Origin of the sequence: Paenibacillus sp. DRB1-1, from assembly GCF_052119485.1 — a bacterium.
GTDB classification, from domain to species: Bacteria; Bacillota; Bacilli; order Paenibacillales; family Paenibacillaceae; genus Paenibacillus; species Paenibacillus polymyxa_B.
Map to the genome: position 1 here is coordinate 2,053,613 of NZ_JBODQH010000001.1, position 22,203 is coordinate 2,075,815.

General features: G+C 46.8%; 20 protein-coding genes, 1 pseudogene and 1 riboswitch. Of the genes and pseudogenes, 10 read left to right on the forward strand and 11 right to left on the reverse strand.

All coding sequences use genetic code 11. The annotated features are described in order from the left end of the window. Window positions 1-25: 25 nt before the first annotated feature. On the forward strand, window positions 26-775 hold the full coding sequence (locus ACQW03_RS09055) for a YcnI family copper-binding membrane protein (protein ID WP_220026793.1): 750 nt from the start codon (window positions 26-28) through the stop codon (window positions 773-775). 237 nt (window positions 776-1,012) lie between these two features. Continuing rightward, entirely contained in the window at window positions 1,013-2,260 is a 1,248-nt protein-coding gene (locus tag ACQW03_RS09060) for a stalk domain-containing protein (RefSeq protein ID WP_441949387.1), read from the forward strand. Between the two features lie 81 nt (window positions 2,261-2,341). On the opposite strand, the gene ACQW03_RS09065 is transcribed toward ACQW03_RS09060, so the two are convergent. After that, a complete protein-coding gene (locus ACQW03_RS09065; protein WP_441949389.1) occupies window positions 2,342-2,725 on the reverse strand; it encodes a winged helix-turn-helix transcriptional regulator in 384 nt (127 codons plus the stop codon). Window positions 2,726-2,914: 189 nt separating this feature from the next. Between ACQW03_RS09065 and ACQW03_RS09070 the strand changes: the two genes are divergently transcribed. Beyond that, entirely contained in the window at window positions 2,915-3,589 is a 675-nt protein-coding gene (locus tag ACQW03_RS09070; protein WP_104497418.1) for an NAD(P)H-dependent oxidoreductase, read from the forward strand. A 104-nt stretch (window positions 3,590-3,693) separates the two neighbouring features. Here ACQW03_RS09070 and ACQW03_RS09075 read toward each other — a convergent pair whose 3' ends face one another. Further along, window positions 3,694-4,074 (reverse strand): TIGR02328 family protein, encoded by a 381-nt coding sequence (locus ACQW03_RS09075; RefSeq protein WP_029514679.1) that lies wholly within the window; start codon window positions 4,072-4,074, stop codon window positions 3,694-3,696. A 32-nt stretch (window positions 4,075-4,106) separates the two neighbouring features. Then, window positions 4,107-5,363, reverse strand: coding sequence for a DUF445 domain-containing protein (locus ACQW03_RS09080; protein WP_441949392.1), 1,257 nt, complete (start codon window positions 5,361-5,363; stop codon window positions 4,107-4,109). A 593-nt stretch (window positions 5,364-5,956) separates the two neighbouring features. On the opposite strand from ACQW03_RS09080, the gene ACQW03_RS09085 reads away from it, so the two are divergent. The 3 genes from ACQW03_RS09085 (at window position 5,957) to ACQW03_RS09095 (ending at window position 11,430) form a co-directional block, all read left to right on the forward strand. Next, a complete protein-coding gene (locus ACQW03_RS09085) occupies window positions 5,957-6,838 on the forward strand; it encodes an AraC family transcriptional regulator (protein ID WP_071639278.1) in 882 nt (293 codons plus the stop codon). 50 nt (window positions 6,839-6,888) lie between these two features. Next, window positions 6,889-6,969, forward strand: a riboswitch (cyclic di-GMP riboswitch). 190 nt (window positions 6,970-7,159) lie between these two features. Next, the gene (locus ACQW03_RS09090) at window positions 7,160-10,654 is read left to right on the forward strand and encodes a collagen binding domain-containing protein (protein WP_441949394.1); all 3,495 of its coding nucleotides are present in this window, start codon (window positions 7,160-7,162) and stop codon (window positions 10,652-10,654) included. 110 nt (window positions 10,655-10,764) lie between these two features. Beyond that, window positions 10,765-11,430: a class D sortase gene (locus ACQW03_RS09095; protein ID WP_071639275.1), complete on the forward strand. Its 666-nt coding sequence runs from the start codon at window positions 10,765-10,767 to the stop codon at window positions 11,428-11,430. Window positions 11,431-11,520: 90 nt separating this feature from the next. On the opposite strand, the gene ACQW03_RS09100 is transcribed toward ACQW03_RS09095, so the two are convergent. Continuing rightward, entirely contained in the window at window positions 11,521-11,988 is a 468-nt protein-coding gene (locus ACQW03_RS09100) for a cupin domain-containing protein (protein WP_220030625.1), read from the reverse strand. 327 nt (window positions 11,989-12,315) lie between these two features. On the opposite strand from ACQW03_RS09100, the gene ACQW03_RS09105 reads away from it, so the two are divergent. The 4 genes from ACQW03_RS09105 to ACQW03_RS09120 all read left to right on the forward strand — a co-directional run bounded on the left by ACQW03_RS09105 (window position 12,316) and on the right by ACQW03_RS09120 (window position 15,322). Beyond that, window positions 12,316-13,053, forward strand: coding sequence for an amino acid ABC transporter ATP-binding protein (locus ACQW03_RS09105; RefSeq protein WP_029514673.1), 738 nt, complete (start codon window positions 12,316-12,318; stop codon window positions 13,051-13,053). Window positions 13,054-13,095: 42 nt separating this feature from the next. After that, on the forward strand, window positions 13,096-13,926 hold the full coding sequence (locus ACQW03_RS09110; protein ID WP_441949397.1) for a transporter substrate-binding domain-containing protein: 831 nt from the start codon (window positions 13,096-13,098) through the stop codon (window positions 13,924-13,926). A gap of 71 nt (window positions 13,927-13,997) precedes the next feature. Next, window positions 13,998-14,657 (forward strand): amino acid ABC transporter permease, encoded by a 660-nt coding sequence (locus ACQW03_RS09115; protein WP_023986681.1) that lies wholly within the window; start codon window positions 13,998-14,000, stop codon window positions 14,655-14,657. A gap of 14 nt (window positions 14,658-14,671) precedes the next feature. After that, window positions 14,672-15,322 carry an amino acid ABC transporter permease gene (locus tag ACQW03_RS09120; RefSeq protein WP_071639273.1) on the forward strand — a complete coding sequence of 217 codons (651 nt, stop codon included), beginning with the start codon at window positions 14,672-14,674 and terminating at the stop codon, window positions 15,320-15,322. 27 nt (window positions 15,323-15,349) lie between these two features. Here ACQW03_RS09120 and ACQW03_RS09125 read toward each other — a convergent pair whose 3' ends face one another. The 7 genes and pseudogenes from ACQW03_RS09125 to ACQW03_RS09155 form a co-directional block, all read right to left on the reverse strand. After that, on the reverse strand, window positions 15,350-16,105 hold the full coding sequence (locus ACQW03_RS09125; protein WP_441952352.1) for a LysR family transcriptional regulator substrate-binding protein: 756 nt from the start codon (window positions 16,103-16,105) through the stop codon (window positions 15,350-15,352). Window positions 16,106-16,111: 6 nt separating this feature from the next. Then, a pseudogene (locus ACQW03_RS09130) lies at window positions 16,112-16,288 on the reverse strand (LysR family transcriptional regulator); the annotation flags it as partial. A 65-nt stretch (window positions 16,289-16,353) separates the two neighbouring features. Beyond that, window positions 16,354-18,174, reverse strand: a complete 1,821-nt coding sequence (opp4A, locus tag ACQW03_RS09135) for an oligopeptide ABC transporter substrate-binding protein (RefSeq protein WP_441949400.1) — start codon at window positions 18,172-18,174, stop codon at window positions 16,354-16,356. Window positions 18,175-18,216: 42 nt separating this feature from the next. Beyond that, on the reverse strand, window positions 18,217-19,125 hold the full coding sequence (locus ACQW03_RS09140; protein ID WP_441949402.1) for an ABC transporter permease: 909 nt from the start codon (window positions 19,123-19,125) through the stop codon (window positions 18,217-18,219). A gap of 28 nt (window positions 19,126-19,153) precedes the next feature. After that, the gene (opp4B, locus tag ACQW03_RS09145) at window positions 19,154-20,122 is read right to left on the reverse strand and encodes an oligopeptide ABC transporter permease (protein ID WP_071639266.1); all 969 of its coding nucleotides are present in this window, start codon (window positions 20,120-20,122) and stop codon (window positions 19,154-19,156) included. Between the two features lie 12 nt (window positions 20,123-20,134). Further along, window positions 20,135-21,061, reverse strand: a complete 927-nt coding sequence (locus ACQW03_RS09150) for an ABC transporter ATP-binding protein (RefSeq protein WP_441949404.1) — start codon at window positions 21,059-21,061, stop codon at window positions 20,135-20,137. Further along, on the reverse strand, window positions 21,039-22,070 hold the full coding sequence (locus tag ACQW03_RS09155; RefSeq protein ID WP_071639262.1) for an ABC transporter ATP-binding protein: 1,032 nt from the start codon (window positions 22,068-22,070) through the stop codon (window positions 21,039-21,041). Before ACQW03_RS09155 ends, ACQW03_RS09150 begins: the two co-directional genes overlap by 23 nt. Window positions 22,071-22,203 lie beyond the last annotated feature (133 nt).

Sequence of the window (22,203 nt, forward strand, 5' to 3'; positions counted from 1 at the left end):
TATACTTAAAAGGAGCGAAATGAATATGAATACAACGATTCAAACAGCAAAATCCAGATTTTCCAGGTTTGCAACCTCTGTGGGTCTAATTGCGGCGGGTGCCTTACTTTTTGCAGGTATGGCCAGTGCACATGTGACAGTTAAGCCTTCTGTTTCACAACCTAATGCGTGGGAAACGTACACATTGAAAGTACCCGTGGAAAAAAACATTCCAACCACCAAAGTCGCCTTGAAAATTCCGAAAGAGGTCGTTTTCAAACAATACGAGCCTGTACCGGACTGGAAGGTAGCCACCGAAAAAGACAGCTCTGGCAAAGTAACCACCGTGACCTGGACGACTGAAAAAGACGGAATTCAAGCGGGTCAGTATCAGCGTTTCAGCTTTGTAGCGCAAAATGCAGACCAGAATACCGCAGCAGCCTGGGACGCCTTCCAATACTACAGTGACGGAAGTATCGTGGAATGGACAGGCGACGAAGGAAGTAACAATCCTCATTCTATTACCGAAATCACGGCGGATGCCACGTCCGCAACTCCTGCCCCTGCCGCAGACAACGGACACGATTCGGCGGGTACGGCAGCAGGTCACGCGAGTACAGATACAACTAAAGATAGCAGCAGCACCGCACCTGCTTCCAACAATGCTGTAGAAGCTGCACCTGCCGCTTCTGTTCCAGCCAGCTCTGTTGCACAAACGACAGCACTTGTCCTCTCGATCATTGCAGTCGTTCTTGGTGCCGCAGCTGTCGGCATTGCACTCAAGCGCCGCAAGTAATCTGGGTTACGTATAAAGTTAAGATCGTTTTAAAAAGAAAAAGCTGACACCTAGTTAAAGGGGTCAGCTTTTTTTGTATGAAAGAAAACGATTAATATTCAGCTTTAATACATACTCAGATTCATCTTATCCTATTATTTCACATTCACCTTTCTATCATTTTTTTGGTAAAATGGTAGATACCTCACGATTCTAACATGATAGCATTGCAATCTATTGAGCATAGGAGATCATAGGATGAAAATCGTAAATAAGGCTCTGTTATCTAGTGCTATTTTTCTGAGTACCGCAGCGGGCTTCTATAGCCCTTTGGCACAAGCCGAGACCGGTAAGATCAGCATTATGCTGGACGGATATCCATTACCGTTCCCCGTACAACCTGCCATGATGAACGGCACGACCATGGTTCCCTTTCGCGCTATTTCTGAGGCTCTTGGCATTACAGTGAAATGGGATCAAGCCAGCCAAAGCATCACTGCTACCAAGGCGCAAGGCTCTGCTACCAAGCAGGTGGTTCTAAAGATGGGTAGCCGCAATGCCACAGTGGACGGACAAACGGTTCAACTAACAGCCGCTCCGCAAACCGTGCACGGCAGCACGATGATTCCGCTGGGCTTTTTCGGGCAGCAGTTTGGAGCCACGGTGAACTGGAACCAGGGAACACGGACGGTCTCCATTACATCGCCACGTGAAGCTATGTATACAGTAGGCTTCTATGCGCTGTCTTCCTTTGACCAAAAATCCAAAATACCGGATTTTAACGCAGTTGCCTTCGGCTGGAGTCGAATTGATACGAACGGACAATTTACGACAAACGGCAAGGAATACAAATGGCCTCAAGCCGCTGGAACCGTAACACCGGAGTCCATTGTGCAGGAGGCAGACAGCCAGGGGACTTCCCCTTACCTGATGGTCTATTCCGGAGATGGCAATCACGAGCTGACCAAGGTTTTGGAAAATGCGCAGCTTCAAGAACAAACCATTTCCCAAATCGTCAGCACCGCCACCGACAAACAATTTAAAGGCATTACGCTAGACCTGGAAGGATTGGGCTGGAGCGGCGATAAAGCCAAAGCGCGTTCAGACTACAACGCCTTTATTAAAAAGCTATCGGCCAAAGCGCATCAGACCGGGCTCAAGCTCACCGTCGTTCTGCATCCGCTGAACAGCTCTTACTCTGGCTATGACTACAAAACGCTGGGCAATCTGGCGGACGATCTGATCATCATGGCCTATGATTACGGACAAAAGGCTACGCCTGAGCCTTTGGATAAAGTGGATGAAGCCATACAACTGGCCTTGAAGGAAACCTCGCGGGACAAGCTCATTTTGGGGATTTCGATGGGTAGTGAAAAAGATAGCACCGTTAACGCCAAGATCGGTTTAGCCAAACGTTATGACCTCAAAGGAATCGCTATCTGGCGCTTGGGCATCATTGGAGAAACGGCCTGGGCGCAGATGAACGAAGCCATCGAGTTTAAATAAGTGTATCAGACCTTATTCCGCCCGCTAATGATTTCTTATGCGTCTTCTATGAAATCATTTGGCGGGCTTTCTTCATGCCCTTTAACAAAAGTGCTTGCCTGATTTGGAAGTTGCCGTCACAGGCTCGCAACCCTGTTCTCCATAGAAGATCCCCCAGTCTCTCATAAAATCCAGCAACGGCCTTAACGTATCTCCCAACGGGGTAAGCGAGTATTCCACACGCGGTGGGTTCTCATTATAAATTTCACGGTGCACAATGCCATCTCTCTCCAGTTCACGCAACTGCAAGGTTAGCATCCGCTGGGTAATATTAGGCAAGGTCCGTCGGATTTCGTTATAGCGCCGCGGTCCTGTGGTCAAATGATACAAGATGACTCCCTTCCATTTGCCGCCTATAACCCCGACGGTTTTCGCTACCGGACATCCAAAATTAACGCTAACTGCATGCTCCATCTCCTGTGCCATGTATACCCCTTCTTTCTGTAGAATGTGCAGACCAATAGCCCCAGATGTATGACAAGGAACAAATATGTGCGTACTTGTTCCCTGCAAAAACTTTCTATATGATAACTATATATTCGATATTAGCTCTCATTATAGTAGCAGAAAACCCATAGAGTACCAACTAAACCCATTCCAAAAGGAGTACATTTTATGTCTAATACATCAGCTAAAAAACAAGAAATTCTGGACGCCTTTCTGTTCAGGCACGCCACGAAAGAATTCGATCCCAATCGCATCATACCAGAAGAGGATTTTCAGTTCATTCTCGAAACCGGGCGACTTTCTCCAAGCTCCGTTGGTTTTGAACCATGGCAGTTTGTAGTTGTACAAAATCAGGCATTGAGAGAAAAGCTGGCTGCAGTTTCCAGCGGCGGTCAAAAACAGATTCCTGCGGCTAGCCACGTCGTCCTGATTTTGGCGCGCAAGGATGTTCGTTATGATTCTCCTTACGTGGAGTATATGTATAAAGAGGTTAAAGGTATGTCTGAGGAGGACTTTGCTTCACTGCCAGGCCGCTATAAGATTTTCCAGGGCGAAAATCAACGCTTACTGGAAAACGAACGTACGTTATTTGACTGGGCTTCCAAGCAAACCTACATTGCCTTAGGCAATATGATGACAGCGGCGGCTCAGATCGGTATTGATTCCTGTCCAATTGAGGGCTTTAACTACGATCAGGTGCATGCCATTTTGGAGGAAGAAGGACTGCTGGAGAACGGGCTGCTCGATATTTCAGTCATTGCTGCCTTCGGTTATCGCGTTCATGAACCCAAACGGGAAAAATCCAGACAACCGCTGGAAAAGGTCACCCGCTGGATTCTATAATCTAATTTCCCGAGTCTCTTCCCAAACATTGAACATTGAAGCATCAAAAAAGCGGGCTTGCGGTATGTTCATCTGAATGATGAACATACCGCAGCCCGTCTTTTTCAGGTCACTTCAATCTCTATCAAAATACCCTTGGAAGCCAGGTTATCCAGGCACTCCTTCATATACTCATCGTCATGTTCCACATATGCACCCGCGCCTGCCAGTTCCTCACCCAGCTCCGCCTCCCAAGGCTCACACTGCTTACCGCGATACAACGGCTGTTCCCATAGTGGATCAACGTTATACCCTCTGCTTTTCATTTCGTCCATAATGAGCCTATGATAGCGCACCAGCAGCATTGGGTGATAATCGAACACATAATTCACGGTGGCGTGTGGCTTGCCCCACCCATTCCCGCGCAGGGCACAGCACTCACGATGTTGCCCCAGCAGTTGCGGACGGGGTAATTTGTCGATTAAATGTTCATGCCAAAGCCTCATGCTTCCACAACCTTACTGTAGCTTTTTCTGGTCTATTGGATTAGCATACGGATACCTGTCAGCACAATGCCGATCAGGAAGCCTGTAACTGCGCCGTTAATACGTATCCACTGCAAATCCTGTCCCAGTTTGTCCTCCATCAGTGCAATCAGGGATTTGTTATCCATTTTGTCTACATTTTCGCGTACCAAGTTACCAATTCGACTATGGTTGGCTTCCACCAGTCCAGTAATACCTTCCACAATTCGCACATTGATCTTGTCCAGCAGCTCGGTATTCCCTCTTAAATCAGTCAGCATCCGATCCAATAGCGGTAAAATATAGGTCTGCACATAGCTTCCGTCTTCCATGTAGTCCAATAAGCGTATACGCAGTTCTTCCATTTTGCCCAGCACTGACGCATCGCCTTCCCAGGCTTCAACAAGGCTACCCTTCCAGCCGTTCAACCCTTCCTGAACCGTATCTTTCGTCGTCAATCGGATCACCTGTGTTCTCAGACCATCCAGCACAGCCTGACGGCGCGGGTGCTCTTCTCTTTGCAGTTCTGCTACCTGATCCAGCAGGAAATGACGAATCATTTCACCCATACGCTCTTCGTTCAGATAGCCGAGGAATGCGTTCAAGGCAAACTGCATCAGCCCGCTCACCTGCAAACCGCTAACAGCCTGCATCCCTAAGGTGCCCAGCGTATAACCCGTTTCTGGTCGCAAAAGCCATGACTCGGCTTGCTCCAACGTGTAATCCAGTGCGCGGCGATCATAGCCCTTCTCGCTGGTTTGACGAGCAAGCGCCTCCAGCAGCGGTCCGGCGTCAACGTCAGTCACCTGCCGCTTGAGCTCCGCCACGATGACCGGAGCCAATTCCGCGAGCGGGAGCGACTGGACGAGACGCTTGGCAAGAACATCTATAGATGCTGCCGCCTCCGGGGTACGCACTCCTTTTTCCACACCGCCCAGCACCAAATCGGCCAAACGAATATCTGCAATTTTAGACGCAATGCTGTCTTTGTTTAGCAGGTTATTTTCCACGGTACTCACCAATGCATTCGTGAGCTTGTCCCTATTTTTAGGAAGCAGCGCCGTATGTGGTATCGGAATGCCTAGCGGATGGCGGAACAAAGCAGTGACAGCAAACCAGTCTGCCAGTCCCCCTACAAGTCCTGCCTCAAAAGCTCCGGCTAACAAACGAGCCCAGCCATATTGCTGGAAGGGCAATGTGGCTGCAAAGCCTGCCCCTAGAATAACGAGCGACCAAGCCGCTGCGGTTTTCGTACTTTTTGGTTTTCCCATCCTGTAATCCTCCAAACTGACTATCGAGTAAGTAAAGCACTATACCTGTATTACCCATCATATCATTGCCCGTGTCATTTCCAAAGTTAAAAGCACTTTTGATGAAACGCGCAAGGGCACTTTTTGCGTATTTTTTTATGCATATATCTCTCTTTTTTACATTCATGTTTGTGAACAAAATCACAGTAGTGGGCCCAAACTCTTATTTTCAATAATAAGCCTTACGAACCATTTTATCAGAACCAAGTCCCATTTTTTTTAAACCGAAAGGAGAAGTGAACAAGAAAGTTGAATGGGCATAAGATACCTTTTTTCAGTAGCATTTTGGTATTTGACCTCAGAAAGGATTTGAATCCATGATAACCCCAGATTCTTTCAACAGCATTCGACTTTTTCATATGGATTATCAGGTTAAATATCCATAAAAAGCGAGACTCCCATAAAGCTCACACACATATTTTGATATATAGACATATTTGTTGTGATAAAATAAACTTTTATAAATAGGAAATCATGTTTAATCAGCCATTATATATTGGTAAATCAAACCAAGATATGCTAGATAAAATTGCTTTTTTGTAAAGGAATTGAATATGACAACAGACCAAAAAAACAACTTGGGCCTCTGGAATAGCGATCCGGTCGTAATTGTACGTACTCCCTCCGCTTTTGCCAAGCAATCCCTTTTATATATTCAGGAATTAGGCTACTTCCAAAAAACCTCTGCTTTTACGATGGAAAGGAAAGAACTTGCCTCTTTTTTGCTTGTCTTTACGTTGTCTGGTAAGGGAGAATTACTGTACCGGGACAAGAAATATATCTTAAAACCTCAAGATTTGTTCTTTATTAATTGCGAGGAATATGTTCAATACAGTACCTCCGGTCATGAATCCTGGGAGTTTATCAGCCTGTACCTGTATGGCAACCTGATCGAAAATTTTTACGAACAATTTGCCAAGCATAATAAACCGGTCATTTCCATGCATAATCCGTATATTATATTGGATAAGCTCCATGCCCTGATTTGCGGGCAGTCTGACAGAAGTCTTTCCGCTGAGCTACTAACGTCCAGGCTCATTGGTGAAATACTGACGTTCATTTTGCAGCATCCCTATGATCATCCACATGTGAATGCTGAAACCCTCAGCGAAGTACGCCGGGTACAGCAATATTTGGATCAGTCTTACTGTGAGCGAATAACACTGGACTCGCTGGCAGATATGTTTGAATTAAACAAGTTTAATCTGGCTAAAAATTTCAAAAAGCAGATCGGTTTCTCTCCGATTGATTATCTCATTAATGTCCGTATCACAGCCGCTCAAAGCTGGCTTAAAACCAGTGACATGTCCATTGTGGATATCGCAAGGTACGTAGGGATTCCCAATACGAGCCATTTTATTAACCTATTCAAGGAGCATGTAGGAGAAACACCTCATTCCTTCCGCAAAAAATGGGGAAACCGTTCCAAGTTGTAAATGAGAGGTTACATGAAATCAGTTTGATAGATGATAGACGCACAAGCTATTCAAGTTAATGGCAAAACTGTCGAAAGGCAGTGACGCAAAACTATAGGGCCTTCCTATCCAGATGGCAGCCAGCTACCAGATGAACGAGCTTTTTATTATGTCTTTTTTACATAGATCCATCACAAATTGCTATGCCTCTCTCGAAGAAAGCCCTGATCACTATGATCAGGGCTTTTTTTCTATTGGGATAGTCATGTCAGCCTAGCATGCTGAATATACTAATTTCAAAGCATTACCCATATTACGATGAATAGGAGAATCACTTGGAGCATGAGAACAAAAATAAATGTTATGATCATTGTCTTATTGCTCATTGTCCAAAGCTTTTTCAGCGCAACGCTGGCTTACGCAGATGCTCCAGCCCCAGAACTGCCGCAGAGTGCTGTATCTGATCCTACACATACCGTTACAGATGCTGTATACGTTGTCCCAAACCTTGAACCTCCTGGGGAGATTCCTTCAAACACGGTCCCCTTCGTTCAAGGAGCAGTCAGTTCAAAATCTCAACATGATGCAGCTCCGCAGAGCATACTAACGAAGTTGAGTCTGACCGACGAAACAGGTCGTGTCATTGATGCGGTATATAGTCCCGGCAGCCAATTCGACATCGGATCAGCCATCCAACTAGGATATGAATGGGAGCTTCCTGACAATACCTATAAGTCAGGGGACACCTTCACCTTTCATTTACCAGAACAGTTTGTCATCTACTCTGATATCTCATCTCCGTTAGTCACTACCGACGGAACCGTGGGATACTTCACAGTAGATCGTCAGGGCAAGGTTATCATGACCTTTAACCAATATGTAGAGAATCACTCCAATGTCAGCGGTAAACTACAAGTTAAAACCGAGTTTACAAAAGAAACGGTGAAAGGCAGTACAGAAATCATCATTCCGATTCCGATCAAAGGCGGGGTGCAAACGGTCATCGTGAATGTCAAACCCCAGTCAGGGCCAACCCTAAGCAAACAAGGGAAAATAGCTGGCACAAACCAGATCGACTGGACCATTGATGTGAACAAACAGCTAAACACCGTAAAACATGCCCTCATCTCCGATCCCATTCCTTCAGGGCTGGAACTCAGAAGAGACTCTATCCGGCTCTATCATCTACAAATCAATATCGACGGCTCAACCGTTGTTCGAGACCTAGTAAATGCGAGTGAATATGCCATTGAAGCAGATCAAGCCGGGACAGGGTTTGTGATTCGTTTTCAAGACGATAGCATTAACACGGCCTATCAGATTCAATATTCCACGCGTATTATTGGCGACGAAACACGTTTTTCCAACACAGCGACACTTTCAGGAGATGCAATAGAGAACGTTGCTGCTACCGCTACTGTTCAGGTAGAACGTGGTGAAGAATTCTTGTCCAAAAAGGTTGAAAAATATGATCATGCCACACAAACACTCTCGTGGGCCATAAGATATAACTTCGGCGAGACAAAAATCCCCGAAGCCAAAGCTCTTTTAATTGATCATTTCAACAAAACTCAAGAGTTGCTGCCCGGTTCTTTGAAAGTATTTAAGGGAAACACACTGGAGGAACTCCCATCGTGGGCGTATACTGTCATCCCAGTTGATTATCCGGACCGCAACGGCTTCAAACTTCAATTCAACTTCGACGTAGATTCAGCCTATACCATCCGATACCAGACTCAAGCCAGAGGCCGTGTCTATGAAAATGAAAAAGTTATAAACATCATAACCTCAGATGGAACCCAGAAGATCGTATCGACGGAAATCATAAGTGGAGTTATGACTAAAATGTATGACACACCCAATTACAACACCAAAATCATACCTTGGGTGATTACCATCAATACGGACTTGTACACCATGAAAAATATTGTCATTCAGGATGTGTTTCCAAACGGGGGCTTGGCCTTGTTACCGGACACCCTGAAAATTCAAAGTGTTGACGGAACAACGGAGCTACGTGCGCCCACAGATTATGAGCTGGTTCCGCTATCACAGGACTATAAACAAGGATTTACGCTCATTTTTCATAAAACCATTCAGAAAGCTTATACGATCAAGTATTCAACCACCTATAATAATGACTGGAAAACGGATACGACGAAGCCTGAGTTTCGTAATAAATCCCTTATAGAATACCAGTTTGAAAACGGAGAAAGATCATCGCAAGACGTGGAGTGCCCAATCTGGCCGGACTTTATGACACAACGAAACGGTGCCAAGCAAGGAAGCTATAATGCGACCTTCAAGCTCATTACCTGGGACATTAAAGCTAACTACAATCGCAAGATTCTGAATCACGCGGAAGTGAGAGACCCCTTGTTGCAAGGTCAGAAGTTACTGCCCGCCTCCGTAAAGGTATACGATATGACCCTGCTGGGATGGTGGGATGGCGTACAAAAAGGGGCTGAAATCCCGGCAGATCAATACACCATTATTCCCCCCTCCGAGCAAAATGGTAATGAATTGCGTATCCAGTTCAAAAATAAGATACAGACTCCCTACTGGATTACCTTTCAAACTTCATTGGAAGGAGAACTGATTGAAAAGGAAATCCATAATCAAGCCCTTCTACTGGATGGACAAAAAACAGTCTCCGAATGGGCAGCGCAAGTCACGTTACCTCATGGCGGAGAATATGTCTCTAAAGTCGGTACACAAAATGGAAATAAGATCGATTGGAGCATCCGCATCAATGAAGGACAGTCCCATGTATCCAACGCTAAAATTATAGATCAGCCTAGCAACAATCAAATCCTAATTGAGGATTCCTTTCATTTGTACTCTACAATCATCGCTGCCAACGGAAATACCACCAAAGGCACCGAGTTGATTAGAAACCAAGATTACAAGCTGTATATCAAGACAGACGCTCAAGGCCAGCAAACTTTTGAAGTTTCTTTTGCCAAGGATATTTCCACTGCTTTTATACTTGAATACCAATCATTCATTCATGCTGAAGACAAAGCCAAGGTGAGTAATAAGGTTGCCTTTGAGGGGGAGCGCTTGACGACAGAGATGCGGGAAACCAGCCAGGAAATCATCGTGCGAACGTCTTCCGGCTCCGGTTCTGGCGGAGGTGTGACCGAAAGTCTTGAGCTGACCAAGGTAGATCAAGATATGCCTGACAAGGTACTGCCTGGCGCACAGTTTGCGCTCTATGATAAAGGTCAAAAAAGAGCCCCGCTCATTCAGACTACCAATGCGGAAGGCAAAATCATCTTTTCCTCCTTGCTTCATGACGATTACATCTTGGAAGAATTGGCAGCACCGGAGGGCTATAAAGTCACCGAGGGCAAGCTCGAGATCAAAATAGACGCAACACTGCGACAAAGTTCTGGTGTAAAGAGGGTTGTGATCACCAATCGTAAAGAAAAGAAAAACGACCCTTCACCCCCGTCCGGAGGCTCAGGTAAAAAACATGACAAAGATCCAGAAATACCCGATAATCCGTCTATAACCGTTCCTCCGTCATTGCCAAAGTCTCCGGAGGACATAGTCCCTCCACAGGAGGAACCTGCGCCTATACCGCCGGAGCCGGAGCCACCAGCCGTCATACCTCATCAAGATCCTCCTCCTCCGGTGGATTCGAAAGACGATCCCGAACCTAAGATCCGTCTCAAGGTTCCGGGAAAAGAACCTGAAGAGCCAGAGGATACACCTGCGTTACATCAATTGCCCCAAACAGGTGAAAGCAGCCCCGTTCCGTTCTATTTGACAGGCATAGCGATGGTTATATGGGGCGTATTTTTGAAATTCAGACGAACAAACAAAAAATAAAACCGATCACCTGCCCTGATCTCCCGACTCATTCCCGATTGGAATGAGTCGGGAATGGGGCATTTTTCAAAAAATATGTATAATCCGTATATTGCTTAGGGGAGGCGAGATTGCTGAGTCTGCGTAAACTTTCCTACGTATTTATTGTGTTAGGCTTACTTTTTATTTTGTTTCCTAAAGCGATGGAATGGAATGAGGATCGGGAACAAAGCAAGCTATTAAAAGCAGCCGAGCCACCATCAGGAAAAGGCGATGCGCTATCGACTCCCAGTCTTACAGACAGCTATGCTCGCTTGTCCACTCGTCTTACAGAAGTTCCGGTTAGTGAAGCACGACAAAATACTTCCCCATCCCCTGCTTCCATGGCAAGCGCTAATGAACAAACTCCCATAGCCACTATTAGTATAAGTCGTATTGCTTTAAAGCTCCCTGTATTGGAAGGCGCAACGAGGATAAATATGAGACACGCGGCTGTACATATGCCGGAAACGGGGACGCTGGGACAAGCGGGGAATGCCGCCATTGCTGCTCATCGAGCCCGTACCTCTGGACGTTTATTTAATCGTCTAAATGAATTGAAGATCGGGGATAAGATTGTTGTAAACACTCAGGGTAGCCAATATGTATATAGCGTTTATAGCCTGAAGGTGGTCGATCCTACGGACGTGTCTGTTCTGAAAAGCTTCAAAAAACAAAAGCTGCTTACACTGATTACATGTGATCCTCTCGTAAACCCCACCCATCGTCTCATTGTTCAGGCCAAACTAAGCACCTAAAGCTATTTTAAAGATCCTATTTCTATGAGTAAACATAAATCAGGCGGGCCATTCCTGTTCATTACAGAAATACACCCGCCAATGCTCACATCATAATTCAGTTGGATTCTTGGCAATCAGCTTGAAATCATCAAAGTGGAATCCTGGTGCAACCACACAGGTTACCAGCACGGGCTCATCCCCAAGCGGACGTGCCGTTTGCCATACTGCTCCTGGGACGAGTGCTTGTGGATGCTGTCCTGCCTCCACATCCGCACCGACGATAATCACAGTTTCTTCACCAGGCTCTTCTCCGCTTCCACCCAATTTCAACTCTACAGGGCTTCCGCTATGATATAACCACAGCTCATCAGAATGGACCACATGCCACTCGGAGAACTCGCCCGGATGCAGCAAGAAATACGTAGACGAAGCTGCAAAGCGCGGACCGGAATACACATCCGGCAGTACAGGCTTCGGAATTTGGAAATGGGCCTTCCACATCTCTTTGTACCAGCCGCCTTCTGGATGGGGCTCCATGCCCAATGCCGTTACTAGCGGTGAAATAGCTTTCGTCATTGTCTAACCTTCCTTTACCCTAAATTCCTTCTTCCCTACTGTAAAACATAGCGTTGCTTTTGTCACGTTTCTCCCTTGGCATGTCGAGGATCAATAGTTTATGTCAAATTTAATAACATAAAATTACGGATATTCATTCATTCCCAACATATAAATAACAGTTTACTAGCAAAAAACACACCAAAATACATTACACGTAAAGTTTAGTGACATAAAATCTTGTTTTTTATTGTAAGCTTATAGTATCATGAGAGAAATTTTTAAATTCTAATAGAGCTTGATCATGTCAATCCGTCTACTAAGCTATGTATCCAAGCCTAAAAAGGGGTGAGCTCTCTGATCCAGTTTCGCAATGTCAACAAGCATTACGGTCACTTCCATGTACTCAAAGACATTAATCTTCAGATTAAGGAGGGCGAGGTCGTCGTAATCATCGGTCCCTCCGGCTCGGGTAAAAGCACCTTGCTTCGCTGCATCAATCGTCTGGAAACGATATCGGATGGGGAGCTGATCGTTAACGAGATCCCTGTACACGACAAAAAGATTGATATTAATGCCTTCCGCCGCAATATCGGGATGGTGTTCCAACATTTCAATCTGTATCCCCACAAAAAGGTGATTGAAAACATTGTACTGGCACCTATGAAGGTACTGGGCATCTCGAAAGAAGAAGCGACCCAAACAGCCATCACCTATCTTAAGCGCGTCGGAATCGAAGAAAAGGCACAGAGCTACCCCGCCCAATTGTCCGGTGGACAGCAGCAGCGGGTCGCGATCGCCCGCGGGCTCGCGATGAATCCAAAAATTATGTTGTTTGACGAGCCTACTTCAGCTCTTGATCCCGAAACGATCGGGGAGGTACTGGATGTTATGCGCTCGCTCGCCCATCAGGGCATCACAATGGTCATTGTCACTCATGAAATGGGCTTTGCACGTGAAGTGGCGGACCGCGTGATTTTTATGGACAAAGGACAGATTTTGGAAGACAGCCAACCTGCCGAATTTTTTCAGAATCCGGGTGAAGAACGGGCTCGTCTGTTCCTGAGCCGTCTGATTCATCATTAAACAGACTACCAATGCAGCGTAAATCGAAAGGGGAATGTTCTGATGAGAAAAAGATTTCAATGGAGTACTTTGGTGCTGGTAGCTTTATCTTGTCTGCTCGTCTTGGCAGGCTGTGGAGGCAAAGAAGGAGCGGCAACGTCGGCGAATGAGCCGGCAGCAGTCAACGGGCTGAAAGCGATCAAACAGCGTGGCAAACTGGTCGTTGGTGTGAAATATGATACCAAGCTGTTCGGACTGAAAGACCCGGCTAGCGGAAAAGTAGAAGGCTTTGATATCGACATCGCCAAGGCTGTAGCCAAACATATTTTTGGCGATGAAACCAAGCTTGAACTAAAAGAAGTCACGTCCAAAACACGAATCACCTTATTGCAAAACGGGGACATTGACGCCATTATCGCGACGATGACCATTTCGGATGAACGTAAAAAGCAGGTCGATTTCAGCGATGTCTATTTTAACGCCGGGCAATCTCTGCTCGTGAAAAAGGGGAGCCCCATCACCGGGCTGGAGTCTCTGACCTCGAATACCAAGGTGCTCGCCGTGAAAGGCTCTACCTCCGCCAAAAATATCCGTGAAAAAGCACCTGAAGCAACGATATTGGAATTCGAAAACTATCAGGATGCTTTCAACGCCCTCAAAGCAGGTAAAGGAGAAGCCTTGACTACTGATAACTCTATTCTGCTCGGCATGCAGCAGCAAGACCCGAATTATACTCTTGTAGGCGGGAACTTCACAGAGGAACCTTACGGCATTGCAGTAAAGAAGGGGCAAACCGAACTGCTACAAGCTATTAATGATACGCTCAAGGAACTGAAAAGCAACGGTGAATACGATAAGCTCCACGAGCAATGGCTTGGGGTTAAACCCGAATAGTATTCTTGTGAAGGAGCCGCGATTGCGAGCTCCTTCCTTTCTTAAGTCTGGATAAGGAGGTAAATTCGCAGATGCTTACTTTTGATATCAACGTACTTTTCGATCATAGCGACCGTTTCAGAGAAGGCTTGCTTCATACCGTTCAAGCTAGTGTCATTGCCTTGATCGGAAGCTTTATTCTGGGGGCTATTATTGCCATCCTCCGAATTGCGCCTTTTAAATGGCTGAACTGGATCGGTACCGTCTATGTAGAGGTCATCCGCAATATCCCATTGCTGATCGTCGTACTGTTTTTTTATCTCGGACTTCCTACTTTGGGCATCCCTTTGGACGGATTCGTATCTGGAACGCTCGGATTGACTGTATACACAGCCTCCTTTATTGCTGAAGCCATACGTGCCGGCATTCAATCTGTGCCCAAGGGGCAATTTGAAGCGGCAAGGTCCTCCGGGTTGAGTTACAACCAGACGATGATCAGCATTATTTTACCGCAAGCCATCAAAATTGTACTGCCTGCGATCGGCAACCAATTCATTAATCTGGTCAAAAACTCTTCCGTGCTGGCTATTGTGGCCGGACTGGACCTAATGTATTACTCGGATCTCATTAACTCGGATACCTTCCTGCCCATCACAGTCTACGCCATCACGGCGCTGTTGTATCTTATCTTGACGGTTCCGCTTAGCTTTCTTGTACTATACATGGAACGGCGTCTGTCCAAAACATCCTAAGGAGGGAAGCCCGTATGGATTTCGGTGGATTGTTTGTGTGGCCTAATGTGCGTTTTATACTGGAGGGCTTCCTGCTCACGCTAGAGGTTGCTATTTACTCTATCGTGTTCAGCTTCGCTCTCGGTATCTTATTCGGCATCCTGCGCTATACCCGCTTACCTGTCATTTCACAGGTTGCAGCCTTTATCATTGATCTCATTCGCAATCTTCCATTATTGCTCATTATTTTCTTCATCGGTATGGTTTTACCATCCATCGGAATTTCGATTTCCCTCAAGTGGGCAGCCATTACAGGCCTGTCGATCTTCGAGGGAGCCATGATCGCCGAGATTGTGCGCAGCGGCCTGAATTCGGTCCATAAAGGACAGGTGGAAGCCGCACGTTCCTCCGGTCTAAGCTACTCTCAAACCTTGTGGCATATCATTCTGCCCCAAGCGCTTCGTCGCATGGTGCCTCCGATGGTCAGCCAGTTCATTTCCCTATTCAAGGATACCTCACTGGCTGTCATTATCAGTTTGCCGGAGCTGACGCATAACATTCAGATTGTCGGTGGGCAAAATCAATCCTTTGTCATTCCAGCCCTGCTGTTCGCAGCTTTCCTGTACTTTGCTGTCAATTACAGTATGTCACTGATTGCACGCAGGCTGGAAGTTCGTACACATTAAAGCTCCTGATACTCATTAGGGTTGCCACTAGTTGGAACGCACTATTAGTACAGCTTGTATCTTTTCAATCAATCGCTTCAACGCTTCTCCCTGATAACGGCCTGACTGATAAATCAACTCTAGTTGACCCTGGATCACGCCGCACAAAATAGGTACAGTGCAAAATTGTGAGCGATCCAATTCTGCCGCAAGGGACTCCGTCTGTAGGGTTACGGCAAGTCCCTCCTGCACCCAGCGCAGGATTGAAGGTATGGAATTTGTCTCCAAGACGGTTGCAAAGGGATACCCGCGATCACGGAAGCACTTCTCAATCAGCTTCCTGCCGGAATGACACTCTGGCTGCATCGCCCAGGGTACATGCCTCAATTCGTCCAGTGTAATGGATGAACGGTTGGAAAACACATGCTCTACGGGAACAACAAGACAGTAGTTCTCCGTACGAAGAGGAAGCTGGACAAGCCTTTCATCCGTACCCGAATGCAGCGTAATGCCAACATCCACTCGGTTATCCAGCAGCTGTTCTGTTACATCAAATGATGGATGGATGTGCAGGCTGACTTTAGGAAATGACTGATGAAAATGGATAAGCATTTCTTGTAATGGTTCCTCCAGCTCCGGTAATGCAATGCCAATCCGCAAACTCCCGCGTTGCTCGGTGCGCAACTCCTCAATGGAAGCCTTTGCTTGCTGTAAATCCTTGAGCGCATGTGCACTGTGTTGCAGCAACAATTTCCCGGCATCTGTCATTTTAATTTTCTTGCCTGCACGGTCAAAAAGTGTCATGCCCAATTCCTCTTCCAACGCCTTAATTTGCAAGCTAAGCGTGGGTTGGGAGATTCCGATCTTTTCCGAAGCTTTCGTAAAGTGCAGTTCCTCGCATACGGCAATGAAGTATTGAAGCTGACGTATTTCCGTCTTCTTTCTCTCCCTTCGAGAATCCCCAGAATGATTGCATGAAAAGGTCAAAAGAAGCGCAAAATCGGATCCATCCGGTTCGCGCTTCTTCTTCAGGTTATTGCGCTTTTTTGAGATTATTGGGCTACTTCTGCTTTTTCCGCAGTTAACGTAATATTCGCAAACGTGTCTGCATCATACTCCTTGCCACGGGTAATATCGTAATTAGCTACCCGATTATTCACTGCCTCCAACGAATAACGGAATAACGTCGGTACAATGGGCGCCTCCTCGCTCATATACGCCTGCCACTGATTGTATATATCTTTACGATAATTGTCGTCAAAGGCTTTCACAGACACCCCTTCCTGCAACAGCTTATCATTCTCTTCACTGGTAAAGCGCGAGTAGTTAAAGCTGGCTCCGCGTCCATACAGCCCACTAGGGTTTACATCTGTACCTGTACTCCATGCGCCGCCAAAAATATCAATGCCGGGGTCATCCTTCTGCACACGATCATAGAAAGAATTGAACTCAAGCAGACGACCGTCCACCAGCTCGACATGAAGTCCGACATCCTTCCAGTTTTGCAAATAAAACTTTGCCAGCGATTCAGCCGTCGCATCTCCGCTCATTGCCGCATAATGGAGCACCAGTTCCTTGCCCTTGGGGTCCTCACGGTATCCATCTCCATTGGTGTCCACATATCCTGCCTCGTCCAGCAGCTTTTTCGCCTTGTCTGGATCATATGTGATGCCCTTCGCATTCACATCATGATATCCCTTAAAGGCAGGCGGAATCAGGGATGTTGCTGGAATCCGAAGTCCATGATAGAGCTGCTTGCCGACCTGCTCATTATTCAGCGCATAGCCAAGGGCCTGACGCAATGACTTGTTCGCCAGCTTGGCGTTCGGGTCCATGATATTTAGATTCTTGGCCTGATCGAATTTGCCCATCTTAAAGCCCACATAGCTATAAGATAATTCCTCCTGACCGAGAAACTGTACATTTTTCGGATTGCTGGCCTCATTGTAACGGGTGGTTGGATAGCTGGCCCAGTCAACTTCTCCACTTTTCAGCGCCTCGGTAATGACATTCGGGTTCACCACCTTCAGATGAAGTCCATCCAACTTGGGCTCACCGTGGAAATAATCTTCATTTTTGACGAATTCCACAGATTCACCTGTGACCATTGATTTAATTTTGAACGGTCCATAGCCAATCGGATTTTTGCGGACAGGATCAGATCCGGCCATATCTTTCACGGGGATATTCTGAAACACCTTTTTCTCCAGTGGTGTAGACCACAGCCCCGATTTCACCGAAGGATTAGGTTCCTTAAAACGAATGGTAACCTCTTTCTCATTCAGCACCTTGATACCGGAAATGGTTTTGGCTTTACCTGCGTGATAATCCTCCATGCCCACAATGTTGGTCATAAAGCTATCATAACGCGGACCTTCGTAGTCTTTATGACCGATCACTTCATAGGAAAAAGCATAGTCCTCCGCCGTTACGGGATTACCATCCGTCCAGTTCAGTTTGGGATCAATTTTGACAGTCACCGCCTTATTGTCTGGGGAAAAGGAAATCGTCGCCGCCCCTTTATCGTCAATATTTAGATTGGAGTCAATCGAAAACATAGAAGGGTAGAAAAACTGGAAGACTTCAAAATCAGGATTGCCTTCATAAAATACAGGATTCAGAATACCTTCAAAAGGGGTATCAGACACGAGTGCATAATTGATGATGCCACCCTTAATCGGGGCCTTATCGTTCTTGATCGCCTTCGCCAGCGCTGTCGTATTCACCTGCTTGCTGTCGGACCCTGAGCCGCCTGTACCGTCAGACGATTTCCCTCCATTTGAAGCGGAAGGCGAGCCGCTGCATGCGGCCAGTGAAAGCACCAAAATTGCAGATAGAACAGGCAGAATTCCTTTTTTCCAGCGTTTAACCATTGCAAATCCCTCCTTGTCATTGTCCTTATCCTTGAACTTCGTTTAACCCAGTCGTTGTCTAGCATCCGTGGCGCGTTTGAGCGCCTGACCAATAAAGTTAATCGCCAGCATTAACACCAAAATAAGCAGTGAGGCAGGCAACCACATCCACCAGCTATTCTGCAAAACATCCGGGTCATTCGCATAACTCACCAGTGTACCCAAGCTTGGCGTAGATTCCGGTAAGCCAAAGCCGAGATAAGAAAGCCCGGTCTCAATCCCGATATTTCCCGCGAGGCTGAGGGTCAGATTAACGATCACGACCGAGCTAAGATTAGGCAGCACGCCAAACCAGATGATTTTCCAATTGGGTGTGCCAAGGGTTTTGGAAGCCTGCACATAATCCAGTTCGCGCTCCGACAACACCTTGGCCCGGATCAGACGTGCTTTTCCAATCCATAAAAAGGCGGTCATAATGAAAATAAAGGACCCTATCCCGCTTTTGGGTACAATGCTGACAAACACGATGACCAGCATCAAAAATGGAAGTACCAGAATAAAATCAATGATCCGCATGATGATGTTATCGACCAGCCCCCCATAAAAACCAGCCAGCAAACCTAACGTTAAGCCAATAGCGGCGGATAACAATGTAATCGTAAAGCCGATGGTGAAGGAATTGCGGGCTCCAATGACCAGCTGACCGAAAATATCCCTACCCGCTCGGTCTGTACCCAGCCAATGCACTGAGCCGGGAGCTTCACGGATTGCGCCCAAATCCACCGTCGTGACTACATCCTGATTTACAAACAGGACAGAGGCATAGATAAAGATCAAAAACAGAATTACAAAGCCAATGGAAACCAAGGCCATTTTGTCACGCACCAGCTCACGACGTAGTACAGACCAACTGGATGGTGATTCACGAATGATTTCCGGCGTGAAGGCCTCCTCCACCTGTATAGACACCATAATCCCTCCCTTTCTCTAGACTTGTTCGCTATTCAATTCGAATGCGGGGATCAACTTTACTTAGGATGACATCAGATAAAAGGGTCCCTAATAGCGCCAAGAAGCCAGAGATCATGACCAACGCGTTCACGACTGAAAAATCCCGTTGAGTGATGGACTGGAGAAATAATTGGCCCAACCCCGGATAACCGAAAATAGATTCAAGGAAAATATTTCCTGCAATTACTCCCGTCAGGTCATAGCCCAAAAAGGCAGCAATCGGCAATAGAGAGTTTTTGAAAATATGGCGAGAATAAATTTTACCTTCGGGCACCCCTTTGGAACGCGCTGTTTTCACAAAATCCTTCAGTCGTGTGTCAATGACCTCATTGCGCAAATACTGAATCGTAGCCGTTGTACTGAGCAATGCGCCTGTAACCGCCGGTAAAATGAGATGATACGACTTGTTCACATAATATGACCATGTTCCCGGCTCCACGCCTACATCCACACTGCCGCTGGTTGGAAACCAGCCAAGCCTGAATCCGAATACGTATAGCAGCAACAACGCGAGTATAAATAGAGGTGTCGCAAAGCTGAGATAGGTATAGCCCACTACGGCTTTGTCCAGCAGACTATGCTGATAACGACCGCTGAGTACGCCGAGCGGAATGGCGATCAGATACGTCAGAACCAGAATTACTACGCCCAGAAAAAACGTGTTTCCCAGACGGCTGCCAATCAGATCGGTAACGCTAATTTTATGTACATAAGATTTGCCTAGATCCCCGTGAGCAAGCTGGACGAGCCAGTTCCCATACTGCACCCACACCGGGTCATTCAGTCCCAGTCTTTGTCGCTGTTCTTCCAGTGCAGCCGGATTCAGATTGGGTGTCGATGTAATAAGTCCTGTCAGGGCATCCCCCGGCATAGCCTTAGCCAGGAAAAATATAAGCACGCTCAGTGCAAAAAGTTGAGGGATCATAACCAGCAGCCGACGCAGTGTAAATTTCCACATTTCTGTACCCCCTTATGGTAGCGCGACTTGATGGGATGGACTTACTGATTTTAGTGCAAACGGCTTTCCACTCGCGTCTAGATGTTTGGGCAGCTCTGTTTTGTAGGAGGATAAAAGCATTCGCCTTTTCTTGGCATTTTCCAGCCGTTTTGTAGGATCAATATTGGGAATGGTTGCAATGAGGCGCTGGGTATACAGATGCTGTGGACGCTCATAAATGTCTTGCTCGCTCCCCTGCTCCACTAGACGGCCTCGGTACATAATACCGATTTGGTCACACATATGGCGGATAATACCTAGGTCATGACTAATGAACAAATACGTTAAATTAAACTCCCGCTGCACATCCTTCATAAAATTAAGCACTTGTGCCTGCACGGAAACGTCCAGCGCCGACACCGGCTCATCTGCAATGATCAGCTTGGGGTTTAATGTCAGCGCACGCGCGATCCCGATCCGCTGCCGTTGCCCCCCGGAAAATTCATGCGGATATTTGTAGGCTGCATCGGCGTTCAAGCCGACCTTTTCCAGCAACGTCTGTACTTTCCTCCGTTCTTCCTCACTGCTCAGCCTTTCAAAATTTCGCAGCGGTTCAGCAATGACATCCAATACGCGTTTGCGCGGGTTGAGCGAAGAGTAGGGGTCCTGAAAAATCATCTGAATGTTTCTACGCAGCGGATGACGGTTGTTACGGCTCAGAGCCGCAAGGTCCTTTCCCTTAAAAAGAATCCGTCCGCTCGTCAGCTTATTTAGACCGATAATCGTCCTGCCTGTCGTCGTTTTTCCACAGCCGGATTCTCCCACCAGCCCGTATGTCTGGCCTGCCTCAATGCTGATCGACACGCCATCCACTGCTTTCACCTGATCGATAACACGCTGGAAGAAACCACCGCGCACCGGATAGTGGACCCTCAAATCATTTAACTCCAGTAGTGCCATGAGCAGCTTCCCCCTTTGCCTCGTGTTCAAAATGAAAATGCTGGTAACATGTACAACGGACCCAATGTCCAGCGGAAATTTCATTTAGTTGGGGATGGTCTTCATGCACTCTCTGCTGAATCCAGGGAATACGCGGGGCAAAGCGACAGCTATTGCGGGGGATATCTTGTAATGAGGGAACAATGCCGCCGATGACATGCAGTGATTCCCCCTTGGTATGCGATCCCGGCATGGAAGCAAGCAAAGAACGCGTATACGGATGCTGTGGATGCCTGAATAATTCAAAAACATCAGCGCTCTCCACGATTTCTCCGGCATACATGACCACCACGCGGTCGGCTACTTCTGCCACAACACCAAGATCGTGCGTAATCAGGATAATTCCACTTCCGGTCTCCTGTTGAAGCTGTTTGAGCAAGTCGAGAATTTGCGATTGGATCGTTACATCGAGCGCGGTAGTTGGTTCATCTGCAATAATAAGAGAAGGTCGGCAAGCTATGGCAATTGCGATCATCACACGCTGTCGCATCCCTCCTGACAGTTCATGCGGATACTGCTCATACACACGCACAGGATTCGGTATATCTACGTTTTCCAGCAGCTCCAGCACACGTTCCCTTTTTTGCTTCGTAGATAGTGACGTATGATAATCAAGATTTTCCTCAATCTGCTTGCCAATGCTCATCAACGGGTTGAGTGCTGTCAGTGGGTCCTGAAAGATCATGCCAATGCCCGCTCCGCGGATTTTATTCATTTGCCCTGAAGAAAGACGGTTAAGGTCCGTACCTTTAAAAAGGACCTCTCCCTCTACACGTGTGCGTTCCATGTCATGCAGTTGTGCGATCGAAAGCGCCAGCGCGCTTTTGCCACAGCCGGATTCTCCGACTACAGCCAGCACTTCATTGGGGTTGACCGTCAGATCCAGATGGTCGACTGCGGGGTGATATTGATCCTTGATGCGAAAAGATACGGATAATCCTTTAATTTCCAACACGGGTTCGGTATTCAATGCGCGCTTCCTCCATTCTCCATGGTCTTGTCCCGCTTATTCTCACCATGTTTGATGTTTAAAACCTCTCATGAACATTACATACCGTTTTTATCGGAATAATTTGAATACATCCTATCACCAGTATATGGAT

Coding starts and splice junctions, on each gene's coding strand:
- ACQW03_RS09055 (WP_220026793.1), top strand. CDS start 26: ATGAATACAACGATTCAAACAGCAAAATCCAGATTTTCCAGGTTTGCA.
- ACQW03_RS09060 (WP_441949387.1), top strand. CDS start 1,013: ATGAAAATCGTAAATAAGGCTCTGTTATCTAGTGCTATTTTTCTGAGT.
- ACQW03_RS09065 (WP_441949389.1), bottom strand. CDS start 2,725: ATGGCACAGGAGATGGAGCATGCAGTTAGCGTTAATTTTGGATGTCCG.
- ACQW03_RS09070 (WP_104497418.1), top strand. CDS start 2,915: ATGTCTAATACATCAGCTAAAAAACAAGAAATTCTGGACGCCTTTCTG.
- ACQW03_RS09075 (WP_029514679.1), bottom strand. CDS start 4,074: ATGAGGCTTTGGCATGAACATTTAATCGACAAATTACCCCGTCCGCAA.
- ACQW03_RS09080 (WP_441949392.1), bottom strand. CDS start 5,363: ATGGGAAAACCAAAAAGTACGAAAACCGCAGCGGCTTGGTCGCTCGTT.
- ACQW03_RS09085 (WP_071639278.1), top strand. CDS start 5,957: ATGACAACAGACCAAAAAAACAACTTGGGCCTCTGGAATAGCGATCCG.
- ACQW03_RS09090 (WP_441949394.1), top strand. CDS start 7,160: ATGAGAACAAAAATAAATGTTATGATCATTGTCTTATTGCTCATTGTC.
- ACQW03_RS09100 (WP_220030625.1), bottom strand. CDS start 11,988: ATGACGAAAGCTATTTCACCGCTAGTAACGGCATTGGGCATGGAGCCC.
- ACQW03_RS09110 (WP_441949397.1), top strand. CDS start 13,096: ATGAGAAAAAGATTTCAATGGAGTACTTTGGTGCTGGTAGCTTTATCT.
- ACQW03_RS09115 (WP_023986681.1), top strand. CDS start 13,998: ATGCTTACTTTTGATATCAACGTACTTTTCGATCATAGCGACCGTTTC.
- ACQW03_RS09120 (WP_071639273.1), top strand. CDS start 14,672: ATGGATTTCGGTGGATTGTTTGTGTGGCCTAATGTGCGTTTTATACTG.
- ACQW03_RS09125 (WP_441952352.1), bottom strand. CDS start 16,105: ATGACACTTTTTGACCGTGCAGGCAAGAAAATTAAAATGACAGATGCC.
- opp4A (WP_441949400.1), bottom strand. CDS start 18,174: ATGGTTAAACGCTGGAAAAAAGGAATTCTGCCTGTTCTATCTGCAATT.
- ACQW03_RS09140 (WP_441949402.1), bottom strand. CDS start 19,125: ATGGTGTCTATACAGGTGGAGGAGGCCTTCACGCCGGAAATCATTCGT.
- opp4B (WP_071639266.1), bottom strand. CDS start 20,122: ATGTGGAAATTTACACTGCGTCGGCTGCTGGTTATGATCCCTCAACTT.
- ACQW03_RS09150 (WP_441949404.1), bottom strand. CDS start 21,061: ATGGCACTACTGGAGTTAAATGATTTGAGGGTCCACTATCCGGTGCGC.